The organism is Duganella flavida (genome assembly GCF_009857445.1).
GTDB classification, from domain to species: domain Bacteria; phylum Pseudomonadota; class Gammaproteobacteria; order Burkholderiales; family Burkholderiaceae_D; genus Rugamonas; species Rugamonas flavida.
In genome coordinates this window covers 59,071-80,479 of record NZ_WWCN01000001.1, presented here as the reverse complement: position 1 = coordinate 80,479, position 21,409 = coordinate 59,071, and the positions used below count along the sequence as shown (strand labels likewise).

Genomic DNA, 21,409 nt, shown 5'->3' with positions numbered 1-21,409 from the left:
GTAATGGGTTACGAAAATTTTAACCGAAAAAAGGCCGCTGATGAAACAGCGGCCTTTTCGTGGTGCTCTTACAACAAACGAGCAGCGTTAGAACTTATAGCGCAGGCCTACCATGTAACGCGGACCGTTCTGCGTCACCGATTCCAGCTGCTGCTTGGTGCGGCTGTGGACGCGGGTGATTTCGTTGGTCACGTTGATGCCTTCGATTTGCACGCTCAGCTTCTCGTTGATGGCATAGGTCAGGCTGACGTCGAGCTGGCCGTACGGTTCCACGTACTGCGGGTTAGGACCCGAGCCGTCGAAGGTCGAGGCCAGGAACTCGCCGCGCCAGTTGTAGGCCAGGCGGCCCGTAAACTTCTTGTCCTCGTAGATACCGATGACGTTGTACGAGTTCGACAGGCCCACCAGCGCAAACTGCTCGCCCACTGCGTTGTTGTCGTAACGCAGGCCCGAGTGCACGAAGGTGTAGTTGGTCGACACGCCGAAGCCGCTGTCGCCGAACATGTGCTGCAGGTTGATCTCGGCGCCGTGCAGATTGGCCTTCTTCTGGTTGGAGAAGGAGGTAATCTGGAACTGCGCGACCGGATCGCTCGGCTGGCCGATGATGGTGCCGGTAGCATTGCCCAGTGCATCGTCGGCGCCACGGGTCACGCCAGGGGCGGTCGGGTGGTTGCGGAAGATGTAGTTGCGGATGCAGGTGGTGTCAGTGTTGGCGCAGCCTTTGCCCAGCGCCTCGTTCCACAGTGCGCCACCAACCGGGGTGTGCAGGTTGAACGGGGTGGCGATGATGCGCGACTGGCCGGCGTAGTTCTCCAGGTCTTTCTTGAACAGGCCCAGCGACACGAAGTTCTGCTTGCCGTAGTACCACTCGTAGGACAGGTCCAGATTTTTCGACTTGACCGGTTTCAGCGATGGATTGCCTTGCGAACCGGTGCCGCCGTCGGTACGTACCAGCGAGTTCAGCGTGGTGCCGCCCTGGATCTGGTCATAGCGTGGACGGCCGATGGTTTCGCCGTAGCTGAAGCGCAGCTTCTGGTTTTGCGTCAGCTCGATATCCGAGTCGAAGCTCGGCAGCAGGTTGTGGTAAGCGCCGGTCAGGGTGGTGAAGGTTGGATCGCCAAAGGTGATCGGCAGCTCGTTCTGCGATACCCACTTGATGTTGACGGCGGCCGGCACCAGTGCGGTCGAGATGACGTCGGTCTTCTCGTAGCGCGCGCCGATGGCGGTGTGGATCGGCAGGGCGGTATCCCATTCGGTATTGAACTGCAGGTACAGCGCCTTGGATTTTTCCGAGGTGCGGGCATCGTTATCGAAGTAGGTCTTCGGCAGGTACAGCTCAGGCTTGCCGGATGCGGTGGCCGCCAGCTGACGCACTTGGGCGAAATTGAAGGTGTAGAACTGGTTGAACAGGTTGGAGTTGCTGCTGCCGTCGATCTTGTCGAAGTACTGGCGCACGCTTTGCTGGTGCCACACGCTGCTCGGGTAGTCGGACGGCTTGGTGGCGCCGCCCCAGGTGTCGCGCTGCTGGTTGGAGAAGGCCGAGCGGTTGTCCGACTTGGTGTAGTTGAGGCCGAACTTCAGCTCGGATGCTTCCAGCACCTTCCATGCCCCCTTGACCTGGGTCTGGTCGATCTCGCCGCGCATGTACTGGTTGGTAAACACCGAACCGGTCACTTGCTGGCCGGCTTTGACGAAGTCGGCGCCCTCGATGCTCAGCACCGGGAAATCCTTGCTGAAGTCGGCCGTAGTGGTGCCGCGGCTGAAGCTGGCGGTGCCGAGGGTATTGCTCGAGCCGAACGGGCTGTCGGCGCCCGAGGTGGCGGTCGAGTGGTGGGTGTCGAGTTCAAAGCGCAGCTCGCTCGATGGTTTCCACACGGCGTTGAAGCCCAACGATTTGTTTTGCGTTTTGGTGGCGAAGTCGGCCGCACCCATCGCGATGTCGGAAGTGCCGGCGCCATCTTTCAGCGGGATGATTTCTTTGTAGATCAGCGGGCTCGAAGGCGAACCTGCGGTCCACGAGCTGCTCGATGGGCCGAAGTTGAACCAGGCCGACAGGTCGTTGCGCTTGGTCTGGATCTTATTTTCCGAGTAGGTGTAGTCCAGCGTGGTGACCAGGGTGTCGACCGGTTTGTACTGCAGGGTCAGCTGGGCGTTGGTACGCTGGCGTTTCACGCCGTTGAAGTTGTAGTTCAGGTTTTGCGGTACCGAGTACAGCTGGGCGCCGGTCGGGCGGTTGGTGACCACGCAGGCCGGGCACGCATCGCTCGGGCCATTTGGAATGGTGCCCCAGTTGTTTTCATCGCCGCGGAACGGGCCGCGCCAGCCGTTCGAGACAGCGGCGGTGTTGTAGCCCAGGTTGCGTTCCTGGTAGCTGCCGGTCAGCGCCACGCCAAAGGTGTTGTTGGCGAAGGTGTCCGAGTACAGGCCCGACACTTCAGGCGTCAGGGATTTGCTGGCTTTGACGTCGCCCGGCAGGTTGCTGTTGGTGGTGTCGTACACGCCCTTGATGCCCAGGCTCGAGTGCAGGCCTGGACGCTCGAACGGACGCGCGGTCATCACATTCAGGGTGGCGCCGATGCCGCCGGTTGGCGAGTCGGCGCGGCTGGTCTTGTAGACCTGGATTTGCGAGATGGCTTCCGACGCCAGGTTGGCGAAGTCGAACGCGCGCCCATTTAAATCGCCCAGGTTCGAGGTCGGCATCTGGCGGCCGTTCAGCAGCACCATATTGAAGTCGGGGCCGACGCCGCGCACGGTGATCTTGGAGCCTTCACCGATCGAACGGTCGATCGAGACGCCGGAAATACGCTGCAGCGATTCGGCCAGGTTGGTGTCGGGGAACTTGCCGATATCTTCCGCCACAATGCCGTCGACGATACCGTCGGAATTGCGCTTCAGGTTCAGCGAGGACTGCATCGATGCGCGCAGGCCGGTAACGACTACGCTTTGTGGTTCTGCTTCTGCGGCTTTCGCCGGTGCTTCCTGCGCGTGGGCTGCCGCGCAGGCGCTGGCGACTGCCAGGCTCATGAGTGTCTGTCGTGCCTTAGGATAATGCATGGTATCTCCTGTGTTTTTATAAACAACAACGCTTTATCTACTGCTTTTCCTATCCAGAGAGCCGGCGGCTTGGAAAGGTTTCCAACTATGGTGTCAAATATATCATCGAATAATTTTCAAAGTCAATTTGAACACCTATCGATGCCATAACTTGCATGAAAGAACTATGGTATCGTTTCCAAAAAGCGACACTTCTTAGAAAAAAGATGATGGAGAGTAAATTCCTGCTGGTATGATTGCCTTTAAGGTTATCTTTTTTTGCAATCGAAACCATGATGGAGACGCGATGAAATCTCTTCTATCGAGCGTGACCTGTACACTTTGTTTTTTGTGGCTCCTACAACCGGGGCTTAGTGCTGCACAGACGTCTGTGACTATTTATGGCAACTCCGGCAAGGGGGAGCCCGGTGCTTGGAATAGCTCGATAGGCGGCAACGGGGGGCCTGTCATTACAAAGTCAGATCCAAACGTTGTGATGCCGCGGGTCGTTATGACGGCCACCCGAAAAAAGACTAAAGGCAACTCCAAGAATACGGCTATTCCTGATCCTAATTGCACAGGAATTCCCTCGGTAAACCCTGGCACGACGCGGCCTGTGGTATTGGCTACGGGGGAAAAATACCTGGAGCAGGTCGATTTTCAATCATTCGGTGATTACGGGCTGGGTTTGACGCGTACTTATCGTAGTTATGCGATGGATCGGCAGCCGGCGCAAGGGAGCTTCTTATTTGGCGATAATTGGTATTCCAGCCTAGCCTTGCCAGCCCTCAGCTATACGACTCAAGGCTGCATCCGAGTGTCCGGTAACTATTGCACGCCGAGTACGGTCGCAGTCACCGACAACGATGGTACGCAAATTGTGTATGGCTATTATGGCGAACCTGGAGACGGCACGCTGATCTATAAGAGTGGCGACTACGCCTCTACTGGCCGCCTCATCTACAAACGTGATGGCAGTGGATGGCAGTTATATCGAGATAATGTGACATACCGCTATCAAAGCAATGGTTTATTTTCCAGTATTACGGACGATGCTGGTGCTGCGCTGACCTCTAGCGGTGGCAATAAACTTACTTCGGTGACCAATGCATCCGGACAAACCGTGCGCTTTACTTGGGATGCCAACACTACGCATGTTACCCAAGTGACAGACCCGAATGGCAGTACCTGGGCTTATGAGTACAACACCAATGGCATGCTGTCGAAGGTGACTTCGCCTGGCTCGTCGCCAGATATCCGTGAGTATCACTATGAGGTGGCGGGTAAGCCCAGACTGCTGACGGGCATGTCGATCAATGGCGTGCGTTATAGTCGTTATAGCTACGATACTAGTAATCGGGTAGCACAAAGCGGGTTGGAAAACGGAGAGGAAGTGGATCGCTTCGCATACGGTACCAATCAGACCACTTTGACTGACGTACGCGGTCAGTCCACCACCTACAATTTCACTTCAGTATTGGGAGAGCTCAAGGTTAGTTCGACCTCGCGTGCGGCTAGCTCCACTTGCCCATTGGCTGGGGCTCAGACTGTCTATGACGCAGTAGGGAATGTCGATTACACCATTGACTGGAATGGAAACAAAACTGATTACTCCTTTGATACTGCTGGCAAACTGCTATCAGTAACGAGCGCCGCTGGTACTGCAGCGGCGCTGACCGAAGTCAATACTTGGAATACGGATGATCTGTTATCGACTGAGTATCGTGACGTTTCCGGCGTTGCTTATGCTCGAATCAACTACACGTATTCGACCAGCGGTCGCGATTTTCGTCGGATAACTAATGTTAAAAACACGGATTTGAAAACCACCGCGGTTCAGGAAACCGGCTACGCCCACAGTTTCTGGCCCTCCGGCGTGCTGGAAAGTATTATTGTGACGGAGCGTTTGGCATACGGCAATAGTGTCACCACTTACAACTTTGATACGCAGGGCAATCTGATGACCCTGACAAATCCACTGGGCCAGCAGGAGTCATGGTCAAATTACGATCAGATGGGGCATCCAGGACGATATACAGACATTAACGGGGTCACTTACGATTACCAATATGATCTGACTGGTAATCTCACTCAGACCACGCAAATGTTGGCACAAGGACCGAGCGTAACTACCACCTCGTATAACCATGCGCATATGCCGACTGATATTGCTTATCCAGAAGGTAGCGTGGAGCGCTTCCGCTATAACAGCGGATTGAGACTGGAACAGGTAGGGAATGCGCTAAACCAATTCCAGACAATTAGCCTGGATGTCCCCAATAAAAAGCAGATCACCAGCTCATCCCGGAATGTACCTGGCCTCAGTGGGACGACGCCAGTTGAAACGGCCAGCGGATCATTCACTAATACCTTGACTAAGGATTCGCTCGGACGAGTGTATACCGATACTGGCACGCTAGGCAGTAGCGTTAACTTCCGATACGATAAAAATGGTAATCCGACTAGCCGTAAAGATGCGTTGGGGCATGAAACAACACATGAGTATGATGCGCAAAACCGGCTTACCAAAACAACCGCTCCCGATGGTGGCATCACTCAATACACCTACAATGCCGAGGGCCGTCTACAAACGGTGACTGATCATCGCGGTCTGCAGACCAAGTATAGTTACAACGGGCTTGGCGACATCACCAGCATCATTAGTCCGGACAGCGGCACTTCAACTTATGCCTATGACAGCGCAGGGATGCTGAGCGGTGAGACCCATGCTGATGGTAACACCATAGGGTATACCTGGGATTTGCTGAAGCGGCTCAAGACGCGCAGCAACGGTACGACGGTGAGCAATTATTATTACGATGAAAGCGACTGGTCGCATGGTCAGTTGACGCGGGTGGTGGACCAAACTGGCAATACCACCTATACCTATAACACTGCGGCACAGCTTACTTCTCAGATCACGGTCATCAACGGAGTTAGTTACAGTGTTGGCTGGACTTACGATAGTGCGGGCCGCCAAACTGGTATGACCTACCCGAACGGGCTATCCCTGACTTATGAGTATGACAGTTATGGACGCCCGTCGCGTGTGCGTAGTTCGCTTGCCGGCGTAGGGGCGATACTGGCAGATAGTTTCCTGTATCAGCCAGCGACGGAGGTTCGCTATGGTTGGCGCTTCGGCAATGGGTTGCCTCGATTGCTCACGTTGGATACCGACGGACGAACTACACAACTTGTGAGCTCGTCTGCACACAATCTGACGCTGGCTTATAACAATGCTGACTTGATTCAGAGTATGAGCGATGCGATTAACTCGGCCATGAATCAAGTTTTCGGCTACGATGCTTCGGACCGCTTATCGTCAACTTCGCGCAGCAGTGACGCGCAGAGCTTTGGATGGGATAAGGTCGATAACCGAATTAGCCAGTCACGTCAAGGTATCAGCTACAGCTATACAGTGAGTAGTGTCAGCAATCGGCTGGATGCCTGGAGTGGCAATGGAAAATCCCGTAGCTTGTTCTATAACGGCGCCGGGAATATTAGTAGCGAGACGCGTACCGACGGCAATCGTGTCTATGAATACGACGGATTCAGCCGCTTGAGTAAAGTGAGCATTAATGGCACGGTGGTTGGTGACTATCGCTACAACGCGTTCGACCAACGTGCTTATAAGCTGGCAGGTGGCGTTGGCACTTCGTTCGTGTATAGCCCTTCTGGCGACTTACTGGTCGAGGCGGGGAGTACCGTGACTAATTATGTTTGGCTGTCCGGGGAGTTGCTGGGTATTGTACGCGGTGGCGTTTTTTATGCGAGCCACAACGACCATCTTGGTCGGCCAGAAGTGTTGACCAACGCTAGCGGTCTGGTAGCGTGGCGAGCGGCCAATGCGGTATTTGATCGCACGGTGTCGACTGACACGGTAGGTGGTCTCAATTTATTCTTCCCAGGGCAGTATCTGGATCAGGAAACAGGTCTTGCATATAACCTTAATCGCTATTACGATCCTGCGCTGGGACGTTATTTGCAGACCGATCCGATTGGTTTGGACGGCGGCATCAACTTATACGCTTATGTTGGTGGCAATCCTGTGTCGCAGACTGATCCCCTTGGCTTTATGCCAGGTGACCGATTCCAGACGCTTGATGCTGCGGCGAAGGACGCCCTCAAGTATGTCAATGCTTTGTCAATCCAGATCGACTTGGAAATTGGTGGCCGACTTTATAAACTGAAAGACGGTCGCTACACCTACGGATGGCCTGAACTGGGAATGAAGTCTCAGTTATACCGCCACCCGCCGGTTGATGCCAGTATTGGGACGGCTGCTGGGGCTTACCATACACATGCTGCCGATACGGGTGGGCATCGTGCAAACATCATTTCAGGCCATGATAAAACAGTTGCCGATTGTGAGGGCGTGGCGACCTATGTAGCTACGCCTGCCGGGGACGTGTTGAAATATGTGCCTGTGCGTGGACGGCCGTATCATCGTGATTTGAATCCGGTTCCGGACCGGCTCGTTGCCAGAGGAATCAAATAATGCGTGTTATGACGCTCTTCTTTGTGCTGTTATTTGCTGTCGCCGATTTTGCGACAGCAAAAGATGCACAAGCTGGCTACCGTCCACCGGAGGGCTTTGTACCAGATCAGCAAACGGCAGCTCTGATCGCCGAGGCTGTCTTAGTACCGATCTATGGCGTAGAAACCATTCAACGGCAAAAACCTTTCAGGATCGATCTACGCAAAGGTGTATGGACGGTAGAGGGCGGGACATACCCCGCCCCAGGCGGGAATTTCATGATTCGCATTTCAAAGAAAACAGGCGCTATTCTGTTCGTGATACACGAAAAGTGAATTTGAGCTTAGTTGACATTATCGGTGGGTAGTGTCATTCTGTGGGAACGTTTCCATTGGGCGACCCCGGATGACATTACGCACCTGCTTGACCTTGGCAGCGCTGCTGCTGGCGCCTTACACAGCCGCCGCCGAACCTGCTTTCCCCTGGCCGCACGGCGCCCGCGCGGCGGTCAGCCTGGCCTATGACGATGCGCTCGATTCGCAGCTGGACAACGCCATTCCCACCCTTGACCAGTACGACCTGAAGGGCAGCTTCTATTTGCAGCTATCCAACCCGGCGGTGGATAAGCGCATGGCCGACTGGCGGCGCGCGGCGGCCCATGGCCATGAGCTGGGCAACCACAGACTGTTCCACCAGTGTTCGCGCAAGGCGCCCGGCCACGAGTGGGTGCAGCCGCAGCGCGACCTTGACACCACCACGGCGGCGCAGATGCAGGACCAGGTGCGGCTGGGGAACACCATGCTGTTCGCCATCGACGGTAAGCGCGAGCGTACTTACACTGTGCCTTGCGGCGACGTGCTGGCTTCTGGTAGCGACTATCTGCCGGGCTTGCGCGACGCCTTTGCCGGCATCAAGGTGAGCGGGGCGGCGGTGACGCCATCGATGGCCACGCTCGACCTGCATGCGGTGGGCGTGGCGGCGTCGGAAGGCTTGAGCGGGCAGCAGCTGATCGCGCTGGTACAGCAGGCGGCCGAGCGCGGCACCATGGTGAATTTCACCTTCCACGGCATCGGCGGCGACTACATCACCACCAGCACGCCGGCGCATGAGGAGCTGGTGCGGTATCTGGCGGAGCACCGTCGGTTATACTGGACTGATACTTTTCTCAACATTATGACTTACGTGAAAAAACAACGTGGCGACCATTAAAGACGTAGCCCGGCTGGCGGGCGTGGGACTGGGTACGGCATCGCGCGTGGTCAGCGGCAAGGGCTCGGTGTCGCCGGCGACGCTGGCCAAGGTGCGGGCCGCCATCGATGAGCTGGGCTTCCGGCCGTCGCATGCGGCGCGCACGCTGCTGTCCGGGAACAGCAAGATGATCGGTGTCTACATCCCGGTGCTGAGCGGCACCTTCTACACGCCCATCCTGCAAATCATCGATACCGAATTGCGCGCGGCCGGGCTGCACATGGTGGTGGCCTTCGGCGCTGGCCTTGGCGGGGCGCGCCAGCAAGCCATCGAGGGCATGGCGTTTTTGGTCGAGCGCGGCTGCGACGGTTTGATCCTGATGACCAACGTGCTGCTGGAAGAAGACATCAGCGCACTGGGCGCGCGGCCGCCGCCGATGGTGGTGCTTAACCATGTGTTCGACAGCATTGCCGACCATTGCTTCACGGTGGACCACACGCTGGGCGGCAAGATCGCCGCGCGTACTTTGCTCGATCACGGCCACCGCGAGATAGCGCTGGTGTCGGGCCCGGCCAGCCTGCCCGACAACGTGGTGCGGGTGGATGCCTTCAAGCGCGAACTGGAATTGGCCGGCGTCGATACCGGCAAGATGTGGGTGGTGGAGAAAGACTTTTCGCCGGCCGGTGGCTGGTCGGCGGCCAAGGAGCTGGTGGAGTCGGGGCAGCGCTGCTCGGCCATGTTTTGCGCCAATGATGAGATGGCGGCCGGTGCGCTGTCCTACTTCCAGGAAGCCGGCATCCGCGTGCCGCACGAGATTTCGGTGATCGGCTACGACGACACGCCGAGCGCCGAGTTTTCCGCTCCACGGCTGAGTACAGTGCACATGCCGTGGCGGGAGATGACGCAGAACGGCGTCAGCGATTTGCTGAACCGCTGCTACGACTTGCAGCGTCCGGTGAGCCGCGACTATCCGGTCACCATGACGCTGCGGGCCTCGCTGGCGCGGGCCGGTGCCTGATCCGCGAGGAAGTCGAGCAGCTTATTGCGTCAGGCCGGCCAGCGCTTGCAGGACATCGTTCATTAAGTCGTCCGCATCTTCCAATCCCACGTGCAAGCGCACCAGCCAGCCTTGCTGCGGTGCGCGCAGCGGCGATACCGCGACCAGGCTGTGGACTGCGCCCCAGCTGTTCCCCAAGCGGAAATAGCGCAGCGCTGCGACAAATTTTTCGACGGCCGCCAATTCGCGCTTGCGCAGCGTGAACGACAGCAGCCCGCTGCCCAGCTTGAAGTCGCGCTGCCATAGCGCGTGGCCGGGATCGGACGGCAGCGGCGGGTAGTGCAGGCTGGCTAGCGCCGGATGGCCTTCCAGCGCCTGTGCCAACTTGAGCGCGGACGCGTAGTGGCGCTCCAGCCGCAAGGCCAGCGTTGGCAGGCCGCGCAGGGCCAGGAAGCATTCATCGGGAGAGACGTAGTAGCCGAGCAGCTCGGCGGTATCGCGCAGCTGCCGGTAGCGGTCGGCGTCACGCACGGCGACGGAACCCATCAGCAGGTCCGAGTGGCCGCCCACATACTTGGTCAAGGCCTGGATGGAGAAATCGACGCCGTGATCCAGTGGCCGGAAGCCGAGCGGCGTGGCCCAGGTGTTATCCATGGCCACCAGTGCGCCGTGGGCGCGCGCCGCTGCCGCAATGGCCGGCACGTCTTGCATTTCCAGCGAGTTGGAGGCTGGGCTTTCCACCCACACCAGCCGCGTGCGCGGTTCAAAAAATTGCGCGATGCCGACGCCGGCATCGTTAGGATAAGTCGAGCAGCGCACGCCCCATTTCCCAAACAGTTCGCGCGTCACATCCACGGTCGGGCCGTAGACGGCTGCCGGCAGCAGCACATGGTCGCCGTGCGACAGCACGCAGCTGCTGACCAGCGTGATCGCGGCCAGTCCGCTCGGCACCAGCACGGCGTGGCCGCCACCTTCCAGCTGGGCCAGCTTTTCCATCAACGCGTAATGGGTGGGTGTGCCGTTCTGGCCGTAGCTGTAGCCGACCCCGGCCTGTTCCTGCCGCGTAAGAAAGGACGCCACGTCCGGGAACAAAATGGTCGATGCGTGGAATACGCCTTGCGACAGCGAGGCAAAGCCTGCCGGGATGTGTTCGGGCGGTTGCAGCAATTCGGTGGCGATATCGGCCATGGCTTACTCTACGCCGAAACGGATGTCGGCGCTGTCAATCAGTTCGATGCGGCCGAAGTTACGCCAGGTGGCGGCATGGTGTTCCATGATGCGCGCGGCGTCGAGGTGGGCGCGGTCGCGCGTGGTGTGAGCGTCGGCCGCCACCGTCACCGACAAACCGCTGCTGGCGGCGTGGCGCACATTGGTGTCGATGCAGAACTCGGTGGCGTAGCCGCACACCACCAAGTGCTGTATGCCTTGCCCGCGCAGGTGGGCTTGCAGGCCGGTACCGAAAAAGGCATCGCACTGCGACTTGGTGCTGACGAAGTCGCCGGGCTGAGGTGCGATCGAGGCCGGGAACTGCCAGCTGTCTGTGCCGCTCTCCCATTCGCAGCCGGCTTCTTCGTGCTGGACGTAGATCACCGGCGTGCCGGCGGCACGCGCGGACGCAATCAGCGCAGCGATGCGCGTCAATACCTGCTGGGCCTGGTGAGCCGGCGGCTCGATGAAAACAGCGTTTTGAAAATCGATCACGATCAGGGCGGTGTGCATGGTGACTCCTTGGTGATTGGCTGCCATTCCCAGTTGCGTTGCATGGCGGCGCAGGCCGCGTCGGCGTCGGCGCGTTGCAGCGCCGTGATGATGTCGTCGTGGTCGGCCACCGATTGCAGCGCCAGCGGCTGGTTGCCGAAAAACGCCAGTTCGATGCGCTGGATGCGGGGGCGCAAGCTGCGCAGCAGCCGGGCAATTTCCGGGTTACCGCTGCGCTCGACCAGCAGGGCGTGGAAGTCCATATCGTGGCCGGTTGCGGCCGGGCTGTCGCCGCGCTGGATGGCTTGCGCCATGGCCTGGTTGATGGCGGCGAGGCGCTCGACATCGGCAGGCGACAGCTGCGGCTGGGCCAGGCGCACGGCGGCCGCTTCCAGCGCTGCCACCACCGGATACAGTTGCAGCATTTCGTCGAGCTCGGCGGGCGCGACCTTGGTCCATTTGTGGAAGCTGGTTACCACCAGGCCTTCGTCTTCCAGCTGGCGCAGGGCTTCGCGCACTGGCGTGCGCGACACGCCAAGGCGCTCGGCCAGGTCGTGGTCGCGCAGGATTTCGCCCGGCGCCAAGGTCAGCTCGACGATCCATTGTTTCAACGAACGATAGACCTCTTCGCGGGCGAGCGAGCGGGGAATGGCGGGAGCGGTGTCTGGAATGGGCATGGCGGCGGTGCGATTGGTTCTGTAGTGTGTAATATACTACAGCTTTCAAACCGCCGCAGCCGGCGTTGCCGCCGGCCTGCCATCAGGCTGCGGTGAGTACGGTTTCCAGCTTGTCGAACGAGCCGGTCCAGCCTTGCATCATGCTGGCGCGGTGGTCGAGGAATGCCGCCAGTTCCGCCGCCGTCGCATGGCCGGCCACTTCCCAGTTCACCGTGACGCGGGTGCGGTGCGGCGTTTCAGCGTGGAAGGTGACGGTGGTGCGCATGGTTTCCGGCCACACCGGCGCCATCGGATGGCGCGCGATGTTCTCGTGCTCGTCACAGAATTGCTGGGTGTAGACCAGCAGGTCGGCGCGGCGGACTTGCTCGTAGTGGGCGCGGCCGTACATGGTGAAGGCATCGTTGCCCATGCGGTACAGCGAACGGCCGCCGGTGCGGATGTCGGCGTGCAGGAAGCTCATCTCCAGGCCGGTTGGCGGCAGCCAGCGCGCCAGATGTGCCGGCTGGGTCCACATGTCGAACACCACTTCCTGCGGCGCCTCGAAGCTGCGGTTGATGACGAACTTGTCTTCGTCGCGCAAGCGCTTGCCGAGGTATTCGGCCAGACGGTCCCAGGTGGAATCGCCGTTGGCGTGCTTGATGAAGGTGCGGGTCTGGGCGGCGGTTTCAGCATCGGCCACGGTCATGGTCATGTCCATGCGGGTCTTGCCTTCGTGCTCATCGAACAGCACGGTGACGCGGAACAGCGGCGGACGCTCGTCGCTGCCGCCGTGGTCATAGACCAGTTTGCGCAGCGGTTCCACCTCGTGGTACAGCGTGTTGTTGGGCCAGTCAGTGCCATCCGGGCCGTGCATGGTATAGCGCCAGTGGCCGCCCACACGCAATTCCTTGCTGTGGGTGGTGATGGTGAAGCCGCGCGGGCCCCACCATTGCGCCGCTTGCGCAGGATCGGTCCAGGCATCCCATACGGCCTGCACAGGAGCATCGTACAGGCGGACGATGCGGATTTCATTCGGGGCACTGAATTCAGACATTTTCATCTCCTTGAGGCGGTTTTTTGGCGGTAACGGTTTTCAGGTAGGCATCGAGACGGTCGAAACTTTCTTCCCAGTAGACGCGGTATTGTTCCATCCAGTTGGCGGCGTCTTTGAGGCCGTCTCCGTTGAGCTTGCAGGAGCGCCACTGCGCGTTGCGGGTCTTGGTGATGAGCCCGGCCTTTTCCAGCACTTGCAGGTGCTTGGTGACGGCGGGCAGGCTCATCTCGCCCAGGAAAGGCTGGGCCAGGTCGGAAACGTTGGCCTCGCCGCTCGACAGCCGGGCCAGCATGGCGCGGCGGGTGGGGTCGGCAAGGGCGGAAAAAGTCCGGCTCAGCTGGTCTTGCATTGAACTTTACCAATCGCTTAATTAACTCGATGGTTAAATGTAAGGCGAAGCAAGCCAGCGGTCAAGCAAAAGGTTGTTTTTTTATGCGGCCTTGAGCTCGCTGTACAGCGCGAGGTACTCCTGGCTCAGCTTGTGGCTGCGGTCGAGGTGGATCATCGGCAGGTTGCGCTCGTGCGATTCGCGGATGCGGATCGAACTCGATAGCTTGTTGTCGAACACCGGCAAGCCTTCTTGCTTGAGCTGGTCGACCATGCGCTGTGGCAGCAGGGCGCGCGGCTGGAACTGGTTGACCACGATGCCTTCGATATGCAGGTCGGCGTTGTGGTCGGCCTTGATTTCCTTGATGTTGTTCATCAGGCTGTACAGGGCCTGGCGCGAGAAATCGTCGCAGTCGAACGGGATCAGGCAGCTGTCGGCGGCAATCAGGGCGGACTGGCTGAAGAAGTTGTAGGCGGGCGGAGTGTCGACATAGATTTCCTCGTATTCCTTGCTCAGTTCGCGTAGCAGGTCGCGCAGCTTGTAGATTTTGTTGCGCGATTCCAGCTTGGATAGCAAGTCACCCAGCTCGGGATGGGCCACGATCACGGACAGGTTTTCAAACGGCGTCGGATGGACGTAGTGGCTGGGCGCCTGGGCAAACATGCTGAAGCTGAGCACCTGTTCGAAGTAGGCGCCCAGCGTGGGCACCGTGTCGTTCACCGCTTCGCCCAGCAGGTAGCGGCTGGAATTGCACTGCGGGTCGATGTCGATCAAGAGCGTGCGCTTGCCGTGGCTTGCCGCGATGGCTGCCAGGTTCACCGCAATGCTCGATTTACCTACGCCGCCTTTTTGATTGAAAATCACCCGTTTCATAGCTCACCCACCATGTAGTGATGAAAATACAATCATAAACAAAAAAGCCACCCGGAGGTGGCGATTTGCGTTCACTGCGCTGCGATCATCTTCCAGCCGTTGCCGGACGATGTCGGCAATCGGCAGGTCGGTGTCGCGCAGCAGGGCGGTGGCGCGTTCGATGCGGCGTGTCAGCAGATAACGGTGTGGCAGCAGGCCAAAGGCTTTCTTGAACTCGCGCGCGAAATAGGCCGCAGAGACAGCGCTCACTTCCGCCAGCCGATCGACAGCCACTCCTCGTGGGGAGCGGCGTCCATCCGGTCTTTGGCTCGTAGTAATCTTCGCTGCAGCAGTGGGCTTTGGGGCATCCTATTCGCGCCAGGGAGTTGGTATCTTGCCCAGTAGTTTACCGAGTCTGCCGAGTGTTGCATGATCTGGTCGCAGTCGTTTTAATACTTCAAGGCTGGCGGCCAGGCCATCTTCGTGGAAGCAGGTTTCGCGCAGGTAGCTGCCGGTGAACCACAGACCGTGCTCTCCTTGCTTGGCCTGGACGTAGGCGCGCGCGTCGTACAGCGCTTGCCGTGGCGGTGTGCGGCTGTGCAGGTGGACGCCGTGGATAGGGCCGCGTGGCTGGGTGGCTGTCCTTGCGTCCGTCAGGTCCGCCATGTCCATGCTCCAGTCGAAGCTGGTGAAGACTTCGGCCTGGTCAAGCTGACCGGACCAGATCGTGCTCAGACCGGTCTTCAGGTAGGGAATATTTTTGTAGGCGTAGGTTGGCCAGGCGTTGCGGTCCGGCGGCATCAAGCCCGCGTCATTGTGGAGGACTGCGCGGCAATGGGCCAGTTCCACTTTGGCCAGCGTATCCACGGTTGCTTCAAGGTGCGGGCGGATCGCCGTGTTTTGCTCCAGGCCGCGCTTGAGGATCTCCGCTACCTGGTTCGGCCAGATCGCCAGGATCACTTGATCGTAGCTTTCGCATTGGCCCTTGGCGTCGGTGACTTGCCAGCCCTCGCTGGTGTGGCTCAGGGCGACCACGTCGGCGCCGGTTTTGACCTTGGTCGCCACCAGCGACTTGCGCACGGTCTCGACATAATTCCTGACCCCGCCGTCGACCACGTAGAAGGTCGACGTGCCATCGGCTGCACTCGCCCACGTCGGCAGGAATGAGCTGACCGGCAGATTGGGCATCTCGTCCTGGCTGGCGTGGAAGGCCAGATGGAGCAGCGGATAGAATACTTCATCGACAAAGCGGGCGTCGATGGAGGGTACCTGGGCGATAAATTCGCCCATGGTCATCCTGGCGTGCAGCTTGCCTTCGCGATCAAGCTTCTTGATGGTGCGCACAATCTGCAGCATGTAGTACAGGTTGCGGAAATAGCGGACCGACTTGCATTGCGTACGCAGGATTTTCTTGAAGTTCGCGGTCAGATGAGTGCCGTGGCCAAAATGCCCATCCCACAGGTAGCTGTCGAATTCGAGCGGGCGGGTTGCGACGCCCAGCTGCGACAGCCATTCGGTGAAATAGGGATAGCGTTCGGGCAGGAACAGGTAGACCACCGGATCGACGGCGTACGGTTTGCCATCCGGGGTTTTGGCATCCAGCGTGACTGCGTGGCCGCCCAAACGGTCGTCCCGTTCGTACAGGGTGACTTCGACGTCGGCTGCATCTTCGAGATAGTAGGCCGCAGAGAGACCGGAGACGCCGCCACCGATGATGGCAATGCGCTGCTTTTGGGAGGTTGGAGTCATGTCGATGTCAGAAAAGCAAAAAGCCCAACTTTGCAGCTGGGCTTTTTGCTTGATTATCTTGGTGGCCCGGGGCGGAATCGAACCACCGACACAAGGATTTTCAATCCTCTGCTCTACCAACTGAGCTACCAGGCCAAGGGCACGCATTATAACGACCGGTTGCGCGATTTGGCAAGGGCCTGAATCCATTTTATTGACAGCCTTATGGTCGAAGTATAAATTTGACCGCTTGTGCAATCTCACCGGGACAGGAAACTTATGAAGAAGGCAGCGTGGTTGGCGGCAGGTTTGGCGATGGCGGGTGTGGCGCATGGTGCGGAGTTGACGCCGGTGCAGCAGCAAATGCGTTCGATCTATCAGGAGCTGGTGGAGACCAACACCACCAATTCCGTCGGTTCCTGCACGCTGGCCGCGCAGAAGATGGCCAAGCGCTTGAAGGCCGGTGGTTTCAAGGACAGCGAGATCCAGCTGATCATCCCTCCCGGCGGTCCGAAAAAAGGCAACCTCGTAGCGCGCCTGAAGGGCGACGGTAGCAAGAAACCCTTGCTGCTGCTGGCCCACATCGATGTGGTGGAAGCCAACCGCGAAGACTGGGAGCGCGATCCATTTAAACTGGTCGAAGAAAACGGCATGTTCTACGCGCGCGGCGCGTCGGACGACAAGGCGATGGCTGCGTCCTTCGTCAACAATATGATCCTGTACAAAAAAGAAAAGCTGCCGCTCAAGCGCGACATCATCATGGCGTTGACCTGCGATGAAGAACTGGTGCCGTCCAAGTTTGACGGCGCCGAGTATCTGGTCAATCACCACCGCGCGCTGATCGATGCGGAGATCGCGCTCAATGAAGGCGGCGGCGGTTTGCTCGACAAAGACGGCAAGCCGGTACGCCATGGCGTGCAGGCCGGCGAAAAAATCTACCAGAGCTTCCAGCTGGAGGTGACCAATCCGGGCGGCCATAGCTCGGCGCCGTTCAAGGACAACGCGATTTATCATCTGGCTGATGGCTTGTCGCGCCTTGGCCAGTTCTCGTTCCCGTTCAAGCTGTCGCCGGTGACGCGCGCTTACTACGAGCGCATGTCGAACATCGAAAAAGGCCAGGTGGCGGAAGACATGAAGGCCATCCTGCAAGACCCGCCAGACCAGGCGGCGCTGGATCGCCTGTACGCCGTCAGCCCGGTGCATAACTCCACCGTGCGCACTACCTGCGTGGCGACCAAGGTGGATGCCGGCCACGCCGACAACGCGCTGCCGCAACGCGCGCGGGCGACGGTCAATTGCCGCATCCTGCCGGGCGAACCTATCGCTGAAGTGCAAGCCACGCTGCAGCGCGTGGTGGCCGATGACAAGATCAAGATCACCCGCGTCGGTGATGGCGTGGATGGCCCAATGCCGCCGATGACGCCAACACTGATGAAGGCAGTGGAGGAGATCAGCAACGATATGTGGCCAGGTGTGCCGGTGATCCCGACCATGTCGACCGGCGGTACCGATGGCCGCTTCCTGAATAACGCCGGCGTTTGGACTTACGGCATCAGTGGCATGTTCCACGGCCCGGAAGGCAGCGGCGCGCACGGCTTGAATGAGCACATACGCGTGAAGTCGCTGTACGACGGCCAGGAGTACCTGTACCGCCTTGGCAAGCGCCTGGCAACGGAGCTGTAAAAAAAGCCGCCCAAGGGCGGCTTTGCTTATTCCGGCACCACGATGCGCCAGCGCCAAGGTTTGAGGAAAGCCTGGCCATCTTCGCCGGGCAGCTTGTACTTCTGCAGCTGGCCGGTGGTGTTGACGATCACGCGTACATTGTTCGCACCCTGCTGGCGCTTGAAGGCAAACAGCTTGTCGTTGCCGACATCCAGCAGCTGCACCGCGCCGCCGGCGGTGCCGTTCCACAGCGCCGGGTTCTGCTTCTTCAGCGCGTTGAGGCCAGCGTAGAACAATTCGAGATCGATGTTGTTCCACACAATAGGGTCGCGCTCAAAGAACGCCAGCTTCTTATCCAGCTTCGCTTCCTGGCCGTTGTAGATCAAGGGAATGCCGGGCAGGGTGTAGCTCAGCACCGCCATCGCGCCAAATGCGGGACCGTATAAATCCTTGTCCGCGCCTTCCCACGAGTTGGTATCGTGATTGCTGGTGAACTGCAAACGGTAAGCATCGCGAGGATAGGCTTTCGGCGGATTGGTGATGTAGGCGCGCAGTTCGGCCGCACCCGCTTCACCCTTGCCGATTTTTTTCAGCACGCTGCTCAGCGGCCAGTCGTAGCTGGCGTCGAACGCGCGCTCGTGCAGTGCCGGCTCATCCCACTCGGCCAGCATGAACACCGGCTTGATCTTGTCCAGCTGTGCGCGAGCCTGATTCCAGAATTCGGTCGGCACCAGGCCCGCTGCATCGGCACGGAAGCCGTCCACGCCGACGTCCTTGACCCAGAACGCCATCGCCGCCGTCATGGCCGGCCACAGTTCTTTGTTGTCGTAATTGAGGGCAATGACGTCGGTCCATTCCTCCATCTCGCCGGCGACGTTTTTAAAATTGACGAAGGCGATTTCACCTTTGTCGTTTTTCTTGTACCAGTCCGGATGCTGCGTGGCCCACGGATGGTCCCACGCGGTGTGGTTGCCGACCCAGTCCAGGATTACGTGCATGCCCATCGCGTGCGCTTGCTTCACCAGCTTGCGCACGTCGTCGATGCTGCCGAATTCCGGATTGACGGCGGAGTAGTCCTGTACCGCGTAGTAGCTGCCCAGCGTACCCTTGCGGTTTTTCTGGCCGATAGGGTGGATAGGCATCAGCCAGATGATGTCGACGCCCAGCTGCTTGAGGCGCGGCAGATCGGCCGTGAACGCGGTCAGCGTGCCTTCCTTGCTGTACTGGCGCAGGTTGACTTCATAGATGTTCGAGCTGCGGGTCCACGCCGGATGTTTGGTTTCGGCGTGGGCAGAGGCGAACAAGGTCGCCAGTATCAGCGAGGCGGCAAGCTTTTTCATAGGTCTCCTTATTGTTTCAGCGTGCGTTCAAACAGCTGGTAGATGCGGCGGTATTCGTCGTGCCACGCTTCTGGATGCACGAAGCCGTGGCGCTCCAGCGGATACGAAGCCAGTTCCCAGTTGTCTTTTTTCAGTTCGATGAAGCGCTGGGCCATGCGCACCGAGTCTTGATAGAACACGTTGTCATCGACCATGCCGTGGGCGATCAGCAGATTGCCTTTCAGCTTGTCGGCGTATTCGATCGGCGACGATACCTTGTACGCTTGCGGGTCCAGCTCCGGCGAGTTCAGGATGTTGGCGGTGTACTCGTGGTTGTAGGTGGTCCAGTCGGTGACAGGACGCAGCGCCGCGCCGGACTTGAATTGATCCGGTGCGCGCAGCAGCGCCATGAAGGTCATGAAGCCGCCGTAGCTGCCACCGTAAATGCCGACGTTGGCGGCGTCACCCTGCTGCTTGGCCACCATCCAGTTCAGGCCATCGACGTAGTCTTCCAGTTCCGGGTGGCCCATCTGGCGATAGATGGCGGTGCGCCAGTTGCGGCCATAGCCCAGCGAAGCACGGTAGTCCATGTCCAGCACGATGTAACCCTTCTGCACCAGCAGGTTGTGGAACATCTGCTCGCGGAAGTAGACCGGGTAGCGCTTGGTCACGTTCTGCAGGTAGCCGGCACCGTGCACGAACATCACGACTGGATATTTTTTACCTGCTTCGAGCGTGGCTGGGCGATACAGCTTGGCCCATACTGGATCAGCGCCGTGAGTCGATGGCACGGCGACGATTTCAGGCTGGATCCACTCGCGTGCTTTGAAGTCGGCGCTGCGGGTGTCGGTCAACTGGGTGATTGCGCCGCCGGTGCTGGCGACGGTGCCGATCTGCGTTGGCATGTAGGCGGTGGAGTAGCGCACCAGCAGCTTGCGGCCGTCCGGCGACAGGGTGTAGCCTTCAACGCCGCCCAGCGAGGTCAGTTCTTTCAGCGCGCCGTCCTTGGTGCTGGTGGAGCAGACTTCATAAGTGCCCGGCAGTTTAGGGTTGCACATGAAGTAGGCGGTCTGGCCGTCGCTGGACCAGGTTACGTTCGACTCTTCCCACTTGCCCGAGGTGAGGGCGCGCGCTTTGCCGTCGGCGCCTTGCAGGTACAGGTGCGAGTAGCCGCTTTCTTCCGACTCGTACCACAGGGTGCTATTGTCCGGCTGCCAGCCAAAGTCGTTGCCGCGGTTGTTGACCCACGCGGAGTCGCTCAGGCGGTGCAGCGGTTTCAGTTTGGCGGCGCTGAGGTCCACGCTGGCGATCCAGCGGTCCTTGTTGTCGATGGCTTGCGCCATGACGGCCACGCGGGCGCCGTTGGGGCTCCAGCGGATCGATTCTTCACGGCCTTCAAAACGCACGCCGCGATTGCCTTTCAGTGCGTCCAGCTTTTGTGCGGCGCGCATTTCGGCCAGCGGGTCGGTCTTGATGCCCGGCAGGTCGTCCAGCGACAGGTCGGTGACTTTGCGGGTCGCTACGTCGACCAGTTTCAGTTGCTGTTGCAGCGGGCCGGCTTCGCTCACGCGCTTGCGTTCATCGTCGGTTTCTTCGTAGCCGGATTCGGTGACGTAGCGCGGCATTTTGCCGATGCGGCGTTTGTCGCCATCCTTCACGGCGGTGACCACCAGCAGGTAGCGGCCATCCGGCGACAGCGAGCTGGATTCGATGGTGACTTTGTCGCCGAGGTAGATCGGCAGCGGCGCACGGGTGGCGTCGGCTGCGCGGTCGGCGTTGCGCTGGTCGCGCGTTTCGTCTTTCTCTTGCTTGATGCGGGCCAGCGTGGACATCAGGCGCAGTTGCATGTCGCGGCGCAAGTCGGCGTCCGGCGCGGCTTCTGGATCTTTGGCGGTGCGCAGCAGGGCGACCGGCGAGACCAGGCGCTCGGCACGGCTCCAGCTGAACCAGTCGCTGCCCACGCGGAATTGCACGTGATTGCCGTCGGCGGCGTATTGGGCGTCGGCGGCTGCCGTGGTGCCGCGCACGATTTGCGTCAGGGCGCCGGTTTTCAGGTCGCGTTCAAACAGGTCGCCGTTGCGTAGCACGATGGTGCGCGTGCGTTCGCGGTTGTAGACCACGTCGGCGCTATCGAGGTTGGCCAGCTGTTTTTCTTCTACCAGTTTCACGGCGCCAGTGGCCTGGTAAGTGTCGCGCACGGCGGAGCCGCTGCGTTTTTGCTTGAAGTAGACCTGGCGGCTGTCCCAGCCCCACCATGCCGCTTCAACAGGGTTGCCGATCCAGTCCGGATTGGCCATGGCTTGATCGAGGGTGATAGGCGTCGGTGCAGCGTGAGCTGCTGCTACGTGAGCCGCGATGGCGGTCGCTAAGAGAGGCAGTACAAAACGCATCGGTAGTTTCGCTTGTAGGTTGGGTGA

The 21,409-nt window shown here is 59.4% G+C and carries 15 protein-coding genes, 1 tRNA gene and 1 pseudogene; 5 read left to right on the top strand and 12 right to left on the bottom strand.

Translation table 11 applies throughout. The annotated features are described in order from the left end of the window. Nucleotides 1-87 precede the first annotated feature (87 nt). Nucleotides 88-3,024, bottom strand: coding sequence for a TonB-dependent receptor (locus GTP46_RS00355; protein WP_229258740.1), 2,937 nt, complete (start codon nt 3,022-3,024; stop codon nt 88-90). Between the two features lie 262 nt (nt 3,025-3,286). Here GTP46_RS00355 and GTP46_RS00350 point away from each other — a divergent pair, with 262 nt between their 5' ends. The 4 genes from GTP46_RS00350 to GTP46_RS00335 all read left to right on the top strand — a co-directional run bounded on the left by GTP46_RS00350 (nt 3,287) and on the right by GTP46_RS00335 (nt 9,716). Next, nucleotides 3,287-7,531, top strand: a complete 4,245-nt coding sequence (locus tag GTP46_RS00350) for an RHS repeat-associated core domain-containing protein (RefSeq protein WP_161004662.1) — start codon at nt 3,287-3,289, stop codon at nt 7,529-7,531. After that, nucleotides 7,531-7,845, top strand: a complete 315-nt coding sequence (locus GTP46_RS00345; protein ID WP_161004661.1) for an NTF2 fold immunity protein — start codon at nt 7,531-7,533, stop codon at nt 7,843-7,845. Before GTP46_RS00350 ends, GTP46_RS00345 begins: the two co-directional genes overlap by 1 nt. 70 nt (nt 7,846-7,915) lie before the next feature. Continuing rightward, entirely contained in the window at nt 7,916-8,719 is an 804-nt protein-coding gene (locus tag GTP46_RS00340) for a polysaccharide deacetylase family protein (RefSeq protein ID WP_161004660.1), read from the top strand. Next, nucleotides 8,706-9,716 (top strand): LacI family DNA-binding transcriptional regulator, encoded by a 1,011-nt coding sequence (locus GTP46_RS00335; protein ID WP_161004659.1) that lies wholly within the window; start codon nt 8,706-8,708, stop codon nt 9,714-9,716. Before GTP46_RS00340 ends, GTP46_RS00335 begins: the two co-directional genes overlap by 14 nt. A 21-nt stretch (nt 9,717-9,737) precedes the next feature. Here the strand turns inward: GTP46_RS00335 and GTP46_RS00330 are convergent, their stop codons facing one another. The 9 genes and pseudogenes from GTP46_RS00330 to GTP46_RS00290 all read right to left on the bottom strand — a co-directional run bounded on the left by GTP46_RS00330 (nt 9,738) and on the right by GTP46_RS00290 (nt 16,167). Further along, nucleotides 9,738-10,883 (bottom strand): trans-sulfuration enzyme family protein, encoded by a 1,146-nt coding sequence (locus GTP46_RS00330; protein ID WP_161004658.1) that lies wholly within the window; start codon nt 10,881-10,883, stop codon nt 9,738-9,740. Nucleotides 10,884-10,886: 3 nt separating this feature from the next. Continuing rightward, nucleotides 10,887-11,414: an isochorismatase family protein gene (locus GTP46_RS00325; protein ID WP_161004657.1), complete on the bottom strand. Its 528-nt coding sequence runs from the start codon at nt 11,412-11,414 to the stop codon at nt 10,887-10,889. Next, nucleotides 11,399-12,070, bottom strand: a complete 672-nt coding sequence (locus tag GTP46_RS00320; RefSeq protein WP_161004656.1) for a GntR family transcriptional regulator — start codon at nt 12,068-12,070, stop codon at nt 11,399-11,401. Before GTP46_RS00320 ends, GTP46_RS00325 begins: the two co-directional genes overlap by 16 nt. Nucleotides 12,071-12,152: 82 nt before the next feature. Then, the gene (locus tag GTP46_RS00315) at nt 12,153-13,103 is read right to left on the bottom strand and encodes an SRPBCC family protein (protein WP_161004655.1); all 951 of its coding nucleotides are present in this window, start codon (nt 13,101-13,103) and stop codon (nt 12,153-12,155) included. Further along, the gene (locus GTP46_RS00310; protein ID WP_161004654.1) at nt 13,096-13,452 is read right to left on the bottom strand and encodes an ArsR/SmtB family transcription factor; all 357 of its coding nucleotides are present in this window, start codon (nt 13,450-13,452) and stop codon (nt 13,096-13,098) included. The genes GTP46_RS00315 and GTP46_RS00310 overlap by 8 nt, the downstream gene beginning before the upstream one ends. Nucleotides 13,453-13,533: 81 nt before the next feature. Next, nucleotides 13,534-14,304 (bottom strand): ParA family protein, encoded by a 771-nt coding sequence (locus GTP46_RS00305; RefSeq protein WP_161004653.1) that lies wholly within the window; start codon nt 14,302-14,304, stop codon nt 13,534-13,536. 108 nt (nt 14,305-14,412) lie between these two features. Further along, a pseudogene (locus GTP46_RS00300) lies at nt 14,413-14,651 on the bottom strand (helix-turn-helix domain-containing protein); the annotation flags it as partial. Nucleotide 14,652: 1 nt separating this feature from the next. Continuing rightward, nucleotides 14,653-16,032: an FAD-dependent oxidoreductase gene (locus GTP46_RS00295; protein ID WP_161004652.1), complete on the bottom strand. Its 1,380-nt coding sequence runs from the start codon at nt 16,030-16,032 to the stop codon at nt 14,653-14,655. A 59-nt stretch (nt 16,033-16,091) separates the two neighbouring features. Beyond that, a tRNA-Phe gene (locus GTP46_RS00290) sits at nt 16,092-16,167 on the bottom strand. A 123-nt stretch (nt 16,168-16,290) separates the two neighbouring features. Between GTP46_RS00290 and GTP46_RS00285 the strand changes: the two genes are divergently transcribed. Beyond that, nucleotides 16,291-17,694 carry a M20/M25/M40 family metallo-hydrolase gene (locus GTP46_RS00285; RefSeq protein ID WP_161004651.1) on the top strand — a complete coding sequence of 468 codons (1,404 nt, stop codon included), beginning with the start codon at nt 16,291-16,293 and terminating at the stop codon, nt 17,692-17,694. A 26-nt stretch (nt 17,695-17,720) separates the two neighbouring features. On the opposite strand, the gene GTP46_RS00280 is transcribed toward GTP46_RS00285, so the two are convergent. Continuing rightward, complete coding sequence (locus GTP46_RS00280) at nt 17,721-19,013, bottom strand: alpha-amylase family glycosyl hydrolase (protein ID WP_161004650.1); 1,293 nt, start codon at nt 19,011-19,013, stop codon at nt 17,721-17,723. 8 nt (nt 19,014-19,021) lie between these two features. Then, nucleotides 19,022-21,382: a S9 family peptidase gene (locus GTP46_RS00275; protein WP_161004649.1), complete on the bottom strand. Its 2,361-nt coding sequence runs from the start codon at nt 21,380-21,382 to the stop codon at nt 19,022-19,024. Nucleotides 21,383-21,409 lie beyond the last annotated feature (27 nt).

Coding starts and splice junctions, on each gene's coding strand:
- GTP46_RS00315 (WP_161004655.1), bottom strand. CDS start 13,103: ATGTCTGAATTCAGTGCCCCGAATGAAATCCGCATCGTCCGCCTGTAC.
- GTP46_RS00280 (WP_161004650.1), bottom strand. CDS start 19,013: ATGAAAAAGCTTGCCGCCTCGCTGATACTGGCGACCTTGTTCGCCTCT.
- GTP46_RS00285 (WP_161004651.1), top strand. CDS start 16,291: ATGAAGAAGGCAGCGTGGTTGGCGGCAGGTTTGGCGATGGCGGGTGTG.
- GTP46_RS00340 (WP_161004660.1), top strand. CDS start 7,916: ATGACATTACGCACCTGCTTGACCTTGGCAGCGCTGCTGCTGGCGCCT.
- GTP46_RS00295 (WP_161004652.1), bottom strand. CDS start 16,032: ATGACTCCAACCTCCCAAAAGCAGCGCATTGCCATCATCGGTGGCGGC.
- GTP46_RS00275 (WP_161004649.1), bottom strand. CDS start 21,382: ATGCGTTTTGTACTGCCTCTCTTAGCGACCGCCATCGCGGCTCACGTA.
- GTP46_RS00320 (WP_161004656.1), bottom strand. CDS start 12,070: ATGCCCATTCCAGACACCGCTCCCGCCATTCCCCGCTCGCTCGCCCGC.
- GTP46_RS00330 (WP_161004658.1), bottom strand. CDS start 10,883: ATGGCCGATATCGCCACCGAATTGCTGCAACCGCCCGAACACATCCCG.
- GTP46_RS00350 (WP_161004662.1), top strand. CDS start 3,287: ATGATTGCCTTTAAGGTTATCTTTTTTTGCAATCGAAACCATGATGGA.
- GTP46_RS00355 (WP_229258740.1), bottom strand. CDS start 3,024: ATGAGCCTGGCAGTCGCCAGCGCCTGCGCGGCAGCCCACGCGCAGGAA.
- GTP46_RS00310 (WP_161004654.1), bottom strand. CDS start 13,452: ATGCAAGACCAGCTGAGCCGGACTTTTTCCGCCCTTGCCGACCCCACC.
- GTP46_RS00325 (WP_161004657.1), bottom strand. CDS start 11,414: ATGCACACCGCCCTGATCGTGATCGATTTTCAAAACGCTGTTTTCATC.
- GTP46_RS00305 (WP_161004653.1), bottom strand. CDS start 14,304: ATGAAACGGGTGATTTTCAATCAAAAAGGCGGCGTAGGTAAATCGAGC.
- GTP46_RS00345 (WP_161004661.1), top strand. CDS start 7,531: ATGCGTGTTATGACGCTCTTCTTTGTGCTGTTATTTGCTGTCGCCGAT.